The following is a 13,134-nucleotide window of genomic DNA, read 5'->3' as shown; positions in this document are numbered from 1 at the left end:
ACTATCGGCGAAGGTGAGTTGATGGCTCATGATGTCCCTCTGGGATGCGCTCCGGATGAATATGATGATCTCATATCAGGAACTTGTTCGCACCTTCCCTAAGTATTTGGTATCATGATACCAGTGTGACCCGTAGCTGAGGCCTTCGTACGAGTGGTATGTGTTGCGCTTTTTGCTTCAGGGAGCGTACAGGTAGGTGTTTGTTGCAGCACCGGGACTTGAGCCAGACGCTACCTGCTGCTAACCCCTCTGTACTCCACGATTCAGCCTGTTATCTGGCACAGCCGCAAAATTTACAGGTATAATCCCGGGCATTATTCACCAGATTCAGAAGCTAAAATGACAAAACTTACCTTACAAGAGCAGATGCTAAAAGCGGGATTAGTGACCAGCAAAAAAATGGCTAAGGTCCAGAGAACGGCGAAAAAATCACGGGTTCAGGCGCGTGAGGCAAGAGAGTCCGTGGAAGAAAATAAAAAAGCCCAGCTTGAGCGCGATAAACTGCTAAATGAGCAACAAAAACAGGCGGCGCTATCTAAAGAGTATAAAGCGCAGGTAAAACAGCTGATTGAAATGAACCGTATCACCGTATCAAAAGGCGATATCGGCTTTAACTTCACCGACAATAACCTGATTAAAAAAATAACGGTGGATAAGCTCACCCAGACCCAGCTGATCAATGGCCGTCTTGCCATTGCGCGTTTGGTTGTGGATAGCAACGGCGAGAGTGAATACGCGATTATCCCCGCCAGCGTTGCCGATAAAATTGCCCAGCGGGATGCCGGCAGCATTGTCTTGAATAGCGCACTCAGCCAGGAAGCGCAGGATGAGGACGATCCGTATGCTGACTTTAAAGTGCCAGATGATTTGATGTGGTAATCACCGCCCCGCGCGCGACCCGGCTGCCTGGTAGATCTGACATTTATCATTCAGACTTAGGCTAAAGGCGTAGTCTGCGCGGGCATTGTGCTTTACACTGCGCGCTGCAAAAATGTGAGTTGATAAACGATTAGGTAGACGGTAATGGCGATGAAAGGAACGATCACAACGTGGTTTAAAGATAAAGGTTTTGGCTTTATCAAAGATGAAAACGGTGATAACCGTTATTTTCATGTGATTAAGGTCGCCAACCCTGAGCTGATTAAGAAAGATGCCGCGGTGACCTTTGAACCGACCACCAATAACAAGGGGTTGTCCGCTTATGCGGTAAAAGTCACCCCGGAAAGCAAATATCTCTATATTGCCGGCGAGCGCGTTAAACTTACCTCGATCAAGTCTTACCTGGTGTACAGCGAAGAGGTACCGGTGGACACCAGTATTGATAAAGAAAACGCCGTGCTGTCTGTCGGGGTGTTGATGAACAGCATCAGGCCAAAATCAACCGCCCAGCCGGGTGAAATGCGCTCGCTGAAAAAGCTGGCCATCACCACCTTCCAGGGCGCAACGTTGATCTTCTCAGAAGATGAAATTGACGTGGATGCCACGGTGAAACTGCTCAAGGTCTGAGTTTATCCCCTTGCCTTATCGGGAAGGGGGTTGGGTCGTGCCTGCTACCTTTATTCTGCTTTCGCCGCGATATGACTACCGGCGCTGCTAAAGCGCCGGTAGTCCCGGGGACGCGTCTTATAGCCTGAGCAGCCCATCACCGGCGGTCAGAACCCTTCGAGTACGATCTTGCCTTTGGCTTTATTGCTTTCAATCAGCGCATGGGCTTTACGCAGGTTCGCGGCGGTGATTTTGCCGTAGTGCTCCCCCAGCGTGCTGTGCAGTTTACCGGCGTCCACCAGTTTACTGACCTCCATCAGAATGTCGTGCTGGCGCTGCATATCCGCAGTCTGAAACATCGAACGGGTGAACATTAATTCCCAGTGCAGCGATATCGCTTTGCGTTTCAGCGGCATCGCGTCCAGCGTCACCGGGTCATCAATAACCGCCATGCGCCCCTGGGGCTTCAATACATCAACAATCTGCGCATAGTGCTGATCGGTGTGGGTCAGGCTGGCGACATAGCGTACGTTGTCGATCCCCAGCGCAGTTAACTGCTCTGCGAAAGGTTTACGGTGATCGATAATATGGTCCGCCCCCAGGGATTTCACCCATTCTGCGGTTTCCGGGCGGGAACTGGTGCCGATCACCGTCAGATGGGTCAGTTTGCTGGCCAGCTGGGTCAGTATCGAACCAACGCCGCCACCGGCGCCGACAATCAGGATTGCCTCGTTGTTACCATCACCAACTTCCAGACGGTCAAACAGCAGTTCCCACGCGGTCAGGGAGGTTAGCGGCAGTGCGGCGGCCTCGGCACTGGACAGGGACTGTGGTTTTCGCCCCGCGATACGCTCATCCACCAGACCATATTCTGCGTAACAGCCCGGGCGCACGATGGAACCCGCATAGAATACTTCATCACCGGGTTTGAACAGGGATACCTTTGCGCCCACGGCTTCAACAATACCGGTGGCATCCCAGCCCAGAATGCGCGGCGCGGTGACCGGAGCGTTGTGGCGCACTTTGGTATCGACTGGGTTAACCGCAATGGCGGCGATTTTTACTAACAGATCGTGTTCACCAGGTTGCGGCGTTGGCAGGTCTATCTGGTAAAGCGATGTGTCATCGGCGATCGGCAGGTCATTTTGGCTATAGACAATGGCTTTCATGGAAATCTCTCACAGTCGGATTAAAAATGCCGCATCGGCACGGGTTGAGGCCATAGTAATCCTGGCAGCTATGCTGAAAAACAGAGGAAAACGGATATCACTTTCACTCTGATAGTGAAAATGGCTGATACACTAGCGCCACAATGAGAGTAACGGGGGAAGGTGCATGGTCCGTCTTGACGATGTGAGGATTTTTGTCCGGGCCGCGGCGCTGGGGAGCTTCTCCCGGGCGGCCCGGGAGGCGGGGATTTTACCTGCCCAGGCCAGTGCGGCTATCCAGCGGCTGGAGCGGGAGTTGGCGGTGCGGTTATTTGTTCGTTCCACCCGCAGCCTGCGGCTTTCCGCTCAGGGGGCAAAATATTTACCCTTCGCCCAGGAAATGCTGGAAGTGATCAAGGCCGGCTACGATAGCCTGAAGAGCGAAGATAACAGCCTGCACGGGGAGCTGAAAATCGCGCTCCCGTCCGATATCGGGCGCAATATTCTGCTGCCGCTGATCTCTGATTTTTGCCTGATGCACCCTAACGTGTCGGTAAAATTGCAGTTCTCCGACGAAATCAGCGATATTTACCGCGATCCGCTGGATATTGCCGTGCGTTATGGCGTATTGCAAAACAGCAGTTACGTGGCGCTGCCCCTGGCGGCAGATAATCGCCGTTGCCTGGTCGCCTCCCCGGACTATATCGCCCGGGAAGGTGCGCCGCAAACCCTGGCTGGGCTTGCGACGCGGGAGTGCCTTCTCTATCTACTGGATGGGCAGACCCACGATGTCTGGGCCTTCGAAGATGATAACCGCAAGGAAACGGTAACGGTCCGCGGCCGTTTTGTGACCAATGATGCGGATGTCGCCCGTCGCTGGGCTGTCGCCGGGATGGGGATAGCCTATAAATCATGGCTGGATGTCAGCCCGGATATCGCGCAAGGCCGTCTGGTGCCGCTATTGCCGGCTATCAAGGGTGAGGCCGCACCGCTTAACTTTATTTGCCCGCACCGCAGCCAGTTCTCCCGGCCGGTACGTCAGCTTTATCACCATCTGAAAAGCCATTTCGATGCCGGATAAGTACGCATTCGCGGGTAAAATAAGTTAATTGCCATGTAAATATTATTACTGATCAATCTTTATTACGCTGTCGGCGTATTATCTCCGCGGGCCCGGCGGGTCATATATTAATGGCCAGGATTTATTGATCGACGGCGGCATGGTGAGAAGTAAAATGGAGCCGTAATTATTTTTTGCCATAAAGATGGACTGACCTAGCATTAATAATCTGGGGCAGTCCATATGCTGATGCCATGATTGCTATTTGGCCATCTTTGATTTGATATAAACCCAGATAAAAGCAGGCAGTGAGGCTAGTTGCGTAGCGAGGCAAAATAGCATTGCCAGATGCAGTGAGTCATCATACAGAAAACCAATGACTGCGCTGCCGATAAACCAGAATATGCCGTACACGCCGGTAAACAGACCAAATGCCGAAGCCCTTCTGGAAGGTGGTGTCATTGGCGATACCGCCGCCGGAATAATTGATTCGTGCACCCCCATCCCCATTCCCCATAGCATTGCCCCTACGACACACCCGACCACGCCACCATAGAAAACGAGCGGGGAAAAGAAGGCGGTAATAAACGTCAGGGAGATCAAAACCCTGAATCCGTACTTATCAAACAAACGGCCGAGCAGTAAAGACGAGCCCCCGCTGACCCCCATGGCAATGGCATACAGCACCGGGACCCAGTCAACGGTAATGATATGTTCGCGGGTAAAATGGTAGGCCAGGAGAGGGTAGTCAGCGAAACCCAGCGCCACCAAACTTGCGCCTGACAGATAGACCCAATAAATGTGGCTGAATGTGGTGGTGGTGGCTGTTTCGGTATTACCCGCTTCGAGTTTTTCCGGTGCCGGGTATAACCGCCTGGCGATAAACACAAAGATGATGTTGAGCATGGCCGGGATCAGCAATGCGGCAAAGGCTTGATGGAAACTGCCGCCGTGCACAAGAATCAGTGAGATCATTAGCGGGCCACATAATGCCCCAAACTGATCGCAGGCTTCATGGATGCCGAAGGTCCAGCCGTATCCGCCAATATGTTTAGCGGCGTGCGATAACATTGCATCTCTGGGCGGGTTACGTATCGCCCGCCCGGTTCTTTCAAGAACGATAAAAACGGCGGCACTTTGCCAGGAGTGAGTCAATGCCAGGGCCGGTACTGCGGTCATCTGCAACAGGTATCCGCAGAGGGTAACTGGCCAGAATTTACCGCTTATTTCCGCGAACCGGCCCGAGAAATATCTCAGGGCATAGCCCATCAGCTCACCAAATCCCGTCACGGCCCCGACAATAAATGCGGTGGCCTGTAGCGATGCAAGATAGGGGCCCAGCACGCCACGCGCGCCTTCGTGGGTAAAGTCAGCAAAAAAGCTCAGCACGCCGATCAGTAACACAAATCGCATGGCTCCCTTACTTTCGGGGGAGGCTGGCATCGTCTTGTCATTCATGAAGTGTTCTCCGCAAGCCGGTATAAGTCCGTACAACAGCGGAGGATGGGGATATCAGGCAGGATGGCAGGGTGTGTTCTTCGCCTGACAGACAGCCTCCGGGTTATCGGATGGATGCAGTCAGACGTCATCAGCCAGTGCAGTTTTTGCCGGCGGTTGTAAACAGGTGGAACGTCATCACCCGCTATAACTCTATGCCAGCCTTTCGCTGGCGGCAAGGGACTATCTTCTTATGAAACAGAAACCGGTATGCTTATCTGTCCGGTTAAAAATAGGAGGATTACCCTTTATCACCGGATGTGGGTTTTATTGAATTTGGTAGATGTCAGGAGAGGTGAGGGTGGTGTCCCCTGCAGGAATCGAACCTGCAACTAGCCCTTAGGAGGGGCTCGTTATATCCATTTAACTAAGGGGACAGCCCGGCAATACTACCCTGTTTTTAGCGTCAGGTTAAGCCTGCGGCCCGCTGACTGGTGATTAACTCACCGATTTTGCATGCTTTTACGCCAGTCAGCCCGGCAGGGCTATCCCCGGATAGACAAGAAAGCAATAACTGCGCTGTGAGGGGGTGTCGCAGCGCTTAAACTACAGGCTAACCAGGCAGCTACCACCGTTATCTATCTGATTGATGGGGCTGCACAGGCGCTGCGTTGGTCCAGCGCGGCGGGATTCGCTTGGGCTCTGGTACCCGGGCTGGTAGAATCCCGCGGTAATTATCAGCAAGGCAACCATTAAGGCTTTTTTGCCGCGTGGCGCGGCACTGCATTCGGGCCCGATCTTGCCCGCGGGATATCCTCCGTGCTTTTTGGGGACGGAGACAAAATATCCGGCCACATTAATGCGGCGTAACGCTGTTGGCCCAGCTATAATCCGGATGAGCCTTACAAATCAGAGCCTCAGATGATTAGCCGGAAAGCAGTATCAGTGTTGCGTTAACGGATCGACTACACCCTGCGGATGTGGTTTTGCAACCGCGCCTTGCTTGCGGCAATGACTATTTACAGGGAGAAAGCTATGAAATTTCGCCTGACCGGGCTGGCCCTGGCAACCACGTTACTCGTGGGGTGTGCCAGTTCGGCCAACGAGGATACGCAGGGGCGTTCGGATCCATTCGAAGGCTTCAACCGCACGATGTACAACTTTAACTACAATGTGCTGGATCCCTATGTCCTGCGCCCGGTAGCCGTGGGCTGGCGTGATTATATGCCGCAGCCCGCCCGTACCGGGATCAGCAACTTCACCAGTAACCTGGAAGAACCCGCCTCGATGGTCAACGACTTCCTGCGCGGCGACCCGTATAAAGGGATGATCCACTTTACCCGTTTCTTCCTGAACACCATCCTCGGGTTAGGGGGGTTAATCGATGTGGCCGGGATGGCAAATCCGGAATTGCGTCGTGAAGATCCGCACCGTTTCGGGAGCACCCTGGGTCATTATGGCGTGGGTTATGGTCCTTATATGCAACTGCCGGTCTACGGTAGCTTTACGCTGCGCCAGGACGGCGGTGATTATGCGGATACGCTGTACCCGATCCTGAGCTGGCTGACCTGGCCGATGAGCATCGCCAAATGGTCCCTGGAAGGTATTGAAACCCGCGCCCAGCTGCTGGATTCTGACGGTATGCTGCGCCAGTCTTCCGATCCTTACATTATGGTTCGCGAAGCATACTTCCAGCATAATGACTTTATCGCCAGCGGCGGTAAGCTGAAAGCGCAGGAAAACCCGAATGCGAAAGCCATTCAGGACGATCTGAAAGACATCGACTCTCAGTAACATCCGCGCCAGAAAGCAAAAAAGGGTGAGACCATGGTCTCACCCTTTTTGTTCGTGTCCGGACGCAATTAGAAGCGGTAGTTAAAGTTAGCCCCGTACAGCCAGGCTTTACCGTCAGATTTAAACTCGTACGGCCCTTCATTAATGGTCACGTGCTGGCCATGCATATAAGACACCCCAACATCCACAGACGCATCCTGGTTAAAGGCGTAAGTGGCACCGGTACTCAGCCACAGGCGGTCCTGATCCGGGATGGAAATGGAACGGTTGCTGGCCGGAACCGGGCTGTCATCAAAGGCAATACCGGCGCGGAAGGTCCAGGTATCATCCATATAATAGGAGGTACCCAGCGCGATACGGTAAGAGTCTTTAAAGCTTTCATCTTTATAGAACAGGGTCTGACTGGCGCTGTTCTTCGCTTTTAACTGCTGGAACTGACTCCAGCTGGTGTATGCCATGCTGTAGTGAACCGCCCACTTCGGTGCCACGCGGTTATAACCGGAGACTTCCCACATTTCTGGCAGGTTCAGGCCAAGGGAACCGCCAATGGTGCGGCCGTCTGTTCCCATTGGGAAACCGAAGTTGGACAGTAATGCGTTATAAGCGGAAGGCAGGCTGCTCTTATAATCACCGTCGAAATCGATTTTGACTTCAGAACGATAGGTAAAGGCGTAGCGGTTATTCTTATCCACTTCATACAAAATACCCGCGTTCCAGCCAAAGCCCCACTCATTGCCTTTCAGTTTGGCAATTTGGGTATCCGCCGGGATCCCGGCAGCCATCTGGGCCAGGCTGCTCATACCGGCCTGCTGCAACTGAGAGGCGGCCAGCACGCCGGCATCCCCGGCGTAACGTTCAATTTTGGCCCGGGCGTATACCGCATCAAACCCGACACCAAAGGTCCAGTGGTCGTTTAACCGGTAGGCACCGCTCAGGTTTAGGTTCGCGGTTTCCAGATCGGTTTTACCGCCCATAGAGCCCGCGGCGTAGTTATCGTTAAATTCGGTTGCCAGACCGTAGTTAGAGGTGACCGATGCCCCAAAACCGAACTGATCGTTAATCGGCATCACGAAGTGAATATTCGGCACCCAGGCGGTGGGGGCAATATTCTTGGCGTCCAGGCTTCTCCCGCTGGGAGAGCGGCCGGAAATATCCACGCCGGGGTCAACGAATACGCCGCCGACCGACAGTTGTGGACGATCAAACATCATAATCAGTGCTGGGTTACGGCTTACGTTGCCTGCATCGTCAGCAATGGCACCTTCCCCGGAATAGGCCCTACCCAGACCAGACGAGGAAAATTCATTAAGCTGAAACCCAGCAGACCATGTGGGGGTTGAGATAAGTGCCACTGCAATAGCAAGAGTCGATCGGGTTAACAGGGTTTTCTGGCTCATGACCAAAACCTCATCATTTATTTTTATTCAAACAATGTTACACACCGTAACAGCGAGCGCGAAGTGTAGGGTCTGGGTTTACAGCAAGAAATCAGACCAGTGGCGTGAGTATAGGTCTGACCAGATGAGGTGTTGCAAGTTTGTTTCTTAATTTTTACTTATTTGATATTAGAAACGAGATCTGTCTGGCAAATTCGCAGTAGGCATCACGTAAAAAGCCGCGAGCTTTTTGTTTTTTATCATTTTTAATCTGTGACCGGGGTCACTCCTCATAACGCGTTGTAACAACTGTGTCAGGCGCGCAAGTGGACATAAAGCAATCAACCGGCTCCGTTCACTGCGTAGCGGGGAGCCTCGGGGAGGATATTTGCCGGAAAATTACCCGCGGTAATATCACCCCCGACACGGCCGGTGCGCCCGTCCGGCCCGGGTTTTATTCCCTCCGCGCGCCGGTGATAAATCGTACCGCGCTCTCATTTTCATCGCCGACGCTTGCTGAATGTAAAAATATCGTTAAATTACTAATCAGGTCAGACCACTATCGGGCTGAAAACAGGGGGAGCGCTATGCATCAGCCATTGCCACTGACAACACGTCAGGGTGACAGAATTGCCATTGTCCGTGGATTACGTACACCATTTGCTCGCCAGGCAACGGCGTTTCACGGCATACCCGCCGTCGATCTGGGGAAAATGGTAGTGGGGGAGCTGCTGGTGCGCAGTGGTATTTCGCCAGACGTGATAGGCCAGGTGGTATTTGGCCAGGTCGTTCAGATGCCGGAAGCCCCGAATATTGCCCGGGAGATAGTCCTTGGGACCGGTATGAATGTGCACACCGATGCTTACAGCGTTAGCCGCGCCTGCGCCACCAGTTTCCAGGCGGTGGCAAACATCGCAGAAAGCTTGATGGCGGGCACCATTGATGCCGGTATTGCCGGCGGGGCGGACTCCTCCTCGGTACTGCCGATCGGGGTCAGTAAAAAACTGAGCAAAACCCTGCTTGATGCCAGTAAATGCCGCAGCCTGGGGGCGAAATTGCAGTTATTTTCGCGCTTACGTCCCCGGGACTTGCTGCCGGTGCCCCCGGCAGTGGCGGAGTACTCTACCGGATTACGCATGGGGGACACCGCAGAACAGATGGCGAAAACCCACGGGATCAGCCGTGAACAGCAGGATGCGCTGGCCCACCGTTCCCACCAGTTAGCAGCCCAGGCCTGGCAGGATGGCAAGCTGGCCGATGAGGTGATGACGGCCTGGATCCCGCCCTACCGGGAGGCGTTTTCCGAGGATAATAATATCCGCGGCACCAGCACGCTGGCCGATTACGCCAGGCTGCGCCCGGCGTTTGATCGCCAGCATGGATCGGTGACCGCCGCAAACAGCACCCCGCTGACGGACGGCGCGGCCGCGGTACTGATGATGACCGAGTCCCGGGCTAAAGCCCTGGGGCTGGCGCCGCTGGGGTTTCTGCGCAGTTATGCGTTTACCGCGGTGGATGTCTGGCAGGACATGCTACTGGGGCCTGCCTGGTCAACGCCGCTGGCCCTCGAGCGGGCGGGGATCACCCTCGCGGATTTGACCCTGTTCGATATGCATGAAGCCTTTGCCGCCCAGACCCTGGCAAATTTGAAAATGCTTTCCAGCGATCGTTTTGCACAAGATGTTTTGGGCCGTAGCCGCGCCACCGGTGAGGTGGACGATGCGCGCTTTAACGTACTGGGGGGATCTATTGCTTACGGGCATCCCTTCGCGGCCACCGGGGCGCGCATGATAACCCAGACACTCAATGAGCTGAAGCGCCGGGGGGGCGGTTTTGGTCTGGTAACGGCCTGTGCGGCCGGTGGATTGGGTGCCGCTATGGTACTGGAGGTGGAATAATGGAACAGCAGCCCGCATTTACGCTAACCCTTCGCCCGGATCACATTGCGGTGATCACCATTGATGTCCCGGGAGAAAAAATGAACACCCTGCAGGCGGCGCGTGGCCGGGAAGTGCAGGAGATCCTCTCTGTATTACGCACCACTCGCGAACTGGCCGGGGTGATTTTTATCTCCGGCAAACCGGACAATTTTATTGCCGGCGCCGATATTACCATGATTGCCGGTTGCCAGAGCGCTGAGCAGGCACAACACCTTGCCCGTCAGGGGCAGCAAATGATGGCCGAGATTGCCAGCCTTCCGGTGCCGGTGGTGGCTGCCATCCACGGCCCGTGCCTGGGCGGCGGCCTGGAGCTGGCGCTGGCCTGCCACCGGCGGGTGTGCAGTAATGATGACAACACCCAGCTTGGGTTGCCGGAAGTAAAACTGGGGCTGTTGCCCGGCTCCGGCGGCACCCAGCGTTTACCGGCCCTGATTGGTGTCAGCCGGGCGCTGGATATTATTTTAACCGGCAAAATGCTGCGGCCGCGCCAGGCGCTGAAGCTGGGGCTGGTGGATGAGGTAGTGCCGCAGACAATTTTGCTGCAAGCCGCTATCGACCAGGTAAAACGTGGCCGCCAGCCAGGGGCCAGGCTACCGCTGCGCGAACGGATCCTCGCGGCCCCGCTGGTCAAGGGGCTGTTGCTGCGTATGGTAACCCGCAAAACGCGCCAGTTAACCCACGGAAATTATCCGGCCACAGAGCGCATTATTGGGGTGATCCGTACCGGTCTGGAGCAGGGCAGGGAGCGTGGTTATCAGGAGGAAGCCCGGGCTTTTGGTGAGCTGGTGATGACGCCCGCGTCAGCCGCGCTGCGCAGTATTTTCTTTGCCAGCACCGCGTTGAAAAAGGACCCCGGTAGCCCGGCGCCGGCCCGGGCAGTACACCACGTGGGGATCCTCGGCGGCGGCCTGATGGGCGGCGGCATTGCGTATGTCACGGCCACCAAAGGGAATATTCCGGTACGCATTAAAGACATTGCCAGTAGCGGTGTGAATAACGCCATGCGCTATAGCTGGGATTTACTCACCAAAAAGGTGCTGCGCCGTCATCTCACTGCTGCCCAGCGCAGCCGCCAGATGGCGCTTATCTCCGGGGGGACGGATTATCAGGGCTTTGCCGATCGTGAAGTGATTATCGAGGCGGTGTTCGAGGATCTGGCCCTCAAACAAAATATGGTGGCCGAAGTGGAAGCCATGACCCGCTGCGGCGCTATTTTTGCCTCTAACACCTCATCGCTGCCGATCCACGACATCGCCGCCCGCGCCCGGCACCCGGAGCGGGTGATTGGCCTGCATTACTTTAGCCCGGTGGACAAGATGCCCCTGGTCGAGGTTATTCCCCACGCAACGACCAGTGCGGAAACGATTTCCACAACGGTAAAACTGGCCAAAAAACAAGGTAAAACACCGATAGTGGTGAAGGACTGCGCCGGGTTTTATGTTAACCGCATCCTGGCGCCTTATATTAACGAAGGGCTCCAGTGTCTGGTGGAAGGCGAGCCGATTGAACATATCGATCAGGCGCTGGTGGCGTTTGGCTTCCCGGTGGGGCCGATTCAGCTGCTGGATGAAGTGGGTATTGATGTCGGTACCAGGATAATCCCGATCCTTGAGCAGGCCTACGGTGAGCGCTTTGCTGCCCCGGCGGCGGTTGAGGCCATTTTGCGCGATGACCGTAAAGGGCGGAAGAACCAGCGCGGTTTTTATCTGTATCCGGCGGGCAAGAAAAAAGGCGGCAAAAAAGCCGATCCGGCGATTTACACCCTGCTGCAGGTGGACCCCCGTGAAGATCAGTCCGCTACCGTGATAGCCCGCCGCTGTGCCCTGATGATGCTCAATGAGGCGGCGCGCTGCCTGGATGAGTCGGTCATCGGCAGCGTACGGGACGGGGATATTGGCGCGGTATTTGGCATTGGTTTCCCGCCGTTCCTCGGTGGACCATTCCGCTATATGGACAGTGTCGGTATCCCGGCCCTGGTGCGTGAACTGGAACAACTGCGCAGCCGTTACGGTGAGCGCTTCGCACCTTGCCCGCTGTTATTGCAGATGGCCGAAGATAACCGCTCTTTCTGGCAAGCAGGGGAACCCCCGCAGCATGAAGTCGTCAAAGTAGCGTGATAGACTGGTTTCGTGGAACGGCTGTTGCACATTTTGTAAGCATATATTGACTATACTTGCAGCTATGCGGTAAAAAACAGCGTTCCATTCGACGTACGGATAAGGCACAATGCCGGGCCGCCTTCGGGCTGTCTTCACCTGCCTGCTGGCAGAGTGGCATAGCCCGAAAGGCGTTTCTGGTTAACAAAAGCGGTGCAATATGCAAGTTTTTATCATGCGTCACGGCGACGCTGCTCTCGATGCCGCCAGTGATGCGGTTCGTCCTCTGACCGCAACCGGTTGTGACGAAACCCGGCTGATGGCCACCTGGCTGAAAAGCCAACAGGTTAAAATCGATTGCGTTCTGGTGAGCCCTTTTCTGCGCGCGGAACAAACGCTGGAAATTGTCGGGGAAACCTTAACGCTGCCTCCGCAAACGGATGTGCTTGCCGAATTAACCCCATGCGGTGACGTGGGCCAGGTTGGGGATTATCTTGAAGTCCTTGCCGGAAAAGGGATTAACAACGTACTGGTGGTGTCGCATTTACCGCTGGTGGGGTATCTGGTCTCAGAGCTGTGCCCCCAGGAGGCGCCGCCCATGTTCTGTACCTCTTCTGTCGCCAGCGTAACGCTGGACGAAGCAGGTAACGGCGTTTATAACTGGCAGATGAACCCCTGTAATCTTAAAGTCGCGAAAGCGATTTGATGCCATCGCCAGCATAGCGACGATAATATTTGGGTTATCCCCGAATAAAATAATAAGGGCCACATCATGTGGCCCTTATTGTTTCTGGCATA

At 54.9% G+C, this 13,134-nt stretch carries 10 protein-coding genes, 1 tRNA gene and 1 riboswitch; of the genes, 7 read left to right on the top strand and 4 right to left on the bottom strand.

The window, feature by feature from the left end; translation table 11 throughout:
* Positions 1-339 precede the first annotated feature (339 nt).
* Positions 340-879, top strand: a complete 540-nt coding sequence (locus F9C28_RS05775; protein ID WP_199014283.1) for a DUF2058 domain-containing protein — start codon at positions 340-342, stop codon at positions 877-879.
* 144 nt (positions 880-1,023) lie between these two features.
* On the top strand, positions 1,024-1,506 hold the full coding sequence (locus F9C28_RS05770; protein WP_199014282.1) for a cold shock domain-containing protein: 483 nt from the start codon (positions 1,024-1,026) through the stop codon (positions 1,504-1,506).
* 146 nt (positions 1,507-1,652) lie between these two features.
* On the opposite strand, the gene F9C28_RS05765 is transcribed toward F9C28_RS05770, so the two are convergent.
* A complete protein-coding gene (locus F9C28_RS05765) occupies positions 1,653-2,654 on the bottom strand; it encodes a zinc-binding alcohol dehydrogenase family protein (RefSeq protein WP_199014281.1) in 1,002 nt (333 codons plus the stop codon).
* A gap of 166 nt (positions 2,655-2,820) precedes the next feature.
* Between F9C28_RS05765 and F9C28_RS05760 the strand changes: the two genes are divergently transcribed.
* Positions 2,821-3,714: a LysR family transcriptional regulator gene (locus tag F9C28_RS05760; protein ID WP_199014280.1), complete on the top strand. Its 894-nt coding sequence runs from the start codon at positions 2,821-2,823 to the stop codon at positions 3,712-3,714.
* A gap of 240 nt (positions 3,715-3,954) precedes the next feature.
* On the opposite strand, the gene F9C28_RS05755 is transcribed toward F9C28_RS05760, so the two are convergent.
* Positions 3,955-5,106: an MFS transporter gene (locus F9C28_RS05755; RefSeq protein ID WP_199014279.1), complete on the bottom strand. Its 1,152-nt coding sequence runs from the start codon at positions 5,104-5,106 to the stop codon at positions 3,955-3,957.
* 159 nt (positions 5,107-5,265) lie between these two features.
* Positions 5,266-5,342, bottom strand: a riboswitch (Fluoride riboswitch).
* 150 nt (positions 5,343-5,492) lie between these two features.
* Positions 5,493-5,567: transfer RNA gene (locus F9C28_RS05750), tRNA-Arg, on the bottom strand.
* A 598-nt stretch (positions 5,568-6,165) separates the two neighbouring features.
* Between F9C28_RS05750 and mlaA the strand changes: the two genes are divergently transcribed.
* Positions 6,166-6,924, top strand: a complete 759-nt coding sequence (mlaA, locus tag F9C28_RS05745) for a phospholipid-binding lipoprotein MlaA (RefSeq protein ID WP_199014278.1) — start codon at positions 6,166-6,168, stop codon at positions 6,922-6,924.
* 68 nt (positions 6,925-6,992) lie between these two features.
* On the opposite strand, the gene fadL is transcribed toward mlaA, so the two are convergent.
* Positions 6,993-8,321 carry a long-chain fatty acid transporter FadL gene (fadL, locus tag F9C28_RS05740; RefSeq protein WP_199014277.1) on the bottom strand — a complete coding sequence of 443 codons (1,329 nt, stop codon included), beginning with the start codon at positions 8,319-8,321 and terminating at the stop codon, positions 6,993-6,995.
* 566 nt (positions 8,322-8,887) lie between these two features.
* Here fadL and fadI point away from each other — a divergent pair.
* From fadI to sixA, 3 genes are all read left to right on the top strand, one after another.
* Positions 8,888-10,198, top strand: a complete 1,311-nt coding sequence (gene fadI / locus F9C28_RS05735) for an acetyl-CoA C-acyltransferase FadI (RefSeq protein WP_199014276.1) — start codon at positions 8,888-8,890, stop codon at positions 10,196-10,198.
* Entirely contained in the window at positions 10,198-12,357 is a 2,160-nt protein-coding gene (gene fadJ / locus F9C28_RS05730; protein ID WP_199014275.1) for a fatty acid oxidation complex subunit alpha FadJ, read from the top strand. Before fadI ends, fadJ begins: the two co-directional genes overlap by 1 nt.
* 199 nt (positions 12,358-12,556) lie before the next feature.
* Entirely contained in the window at positions 12,557-13,042 is a 486-nt protein-coding gene (sixA, locus tag F9C28_RS05725; RefSeq protein WP_199014274.1) for a phosphohistidine phosphatase SixA, read from the top strand.
* The last annotated feature ends 92 nt before the right edge of the window (positions 13,043-13,134 follow it).

Source organism: Shimwellia pseudoproteus (assembly GCF_016415625.1).
In the GTDB taxonomy this organism is placed as follows: Bacteria; Pseudomonadota; Gammaproteobacteria; order Enterobacterales; family Enterobacteriaceae; genus Shimwellia; species Shimwellia pseudoproteus.
The sequence above is the reverse complement of the archived record's forward strand: the minus strand, read 5'-3'. Positions and strand labels throughout refer to the sequence as shown.

What these genes read in the sequence shown, in the direction of transcription:
- F9C28_RS05775 (WP_199014283.1), top strand. Translation starts at nt 340, where the DNA reads ATGACAAAACTTACCTTACAAGAGCAGATGCTAAAAGCGGGATTAGTG.
- F9C28_RS05770 (WP_199014282.1), top strand. Translation starts at nt 1,024, where the DNA reads ATGGCGATGAAAGGAACGATCACAACGTGGTTTAAAGATAAAGGTTTT.
- F9C28_RS05765 (WP_199014281.1), bottom strand. Translation starts at nt 2,654, where the DNA reads ATGAAAGCCATTGTCTATAGCCAAAATGACCTGCCGATCGCCGATGAC.
- F9C28_RS05760 (WP_199014280.1), top strand. Translation starts at nt 2,821, where the DNA reads ATGGTCCGTCTTGACGATGTGAGGATTTTTGTCCGGGCCGCGGCGCTG.
- F9C28_RS05755 (WP_199014279.1), bottom strand. Translation starts at nt 5,106, where the DNA reads ATGCGATTTGTGTTACTGATCGGCGTGCTGAGCTTTTTTGCTGACTTT.
- mlaA (WP_199014278.1), top strand. Translation starts at nt 6,166, where the DNA reads ATGAAATTTCGCCTGACCGGGCTGGCCCTGGCAACCACGTTACTCGTG.
- fadL (WP_199014277.1), bottom strand. Translation starts at nt 8,321, where the DNA reads ATGAGCCAGAAAACCCTGTTAACCCGATCGACTCTTGCTATTGCAGTG.
- fadI (WP_199014276.1), top strand. Translation starts at nt 8,888, where the DNA reads ATGCATCAGCCATTGCCACTGACAACACGTCAGGGTGACAGAATTGCC.
- fadJ (WP_199014275.1), top strand. Translation starts at nt 10,198, where the DNA reads ATGGAACAGCAGCCCGCATTTACGCTAACCCTTCGCCCGGATCACATT.
- sixA (WP_199014274.1), top strand. Translation starts at nt 12,557, where the DNA reads ATGCAAGTTTTTATCATGCGTCACGGCGACGCTGCTCTCGATGCCGCC.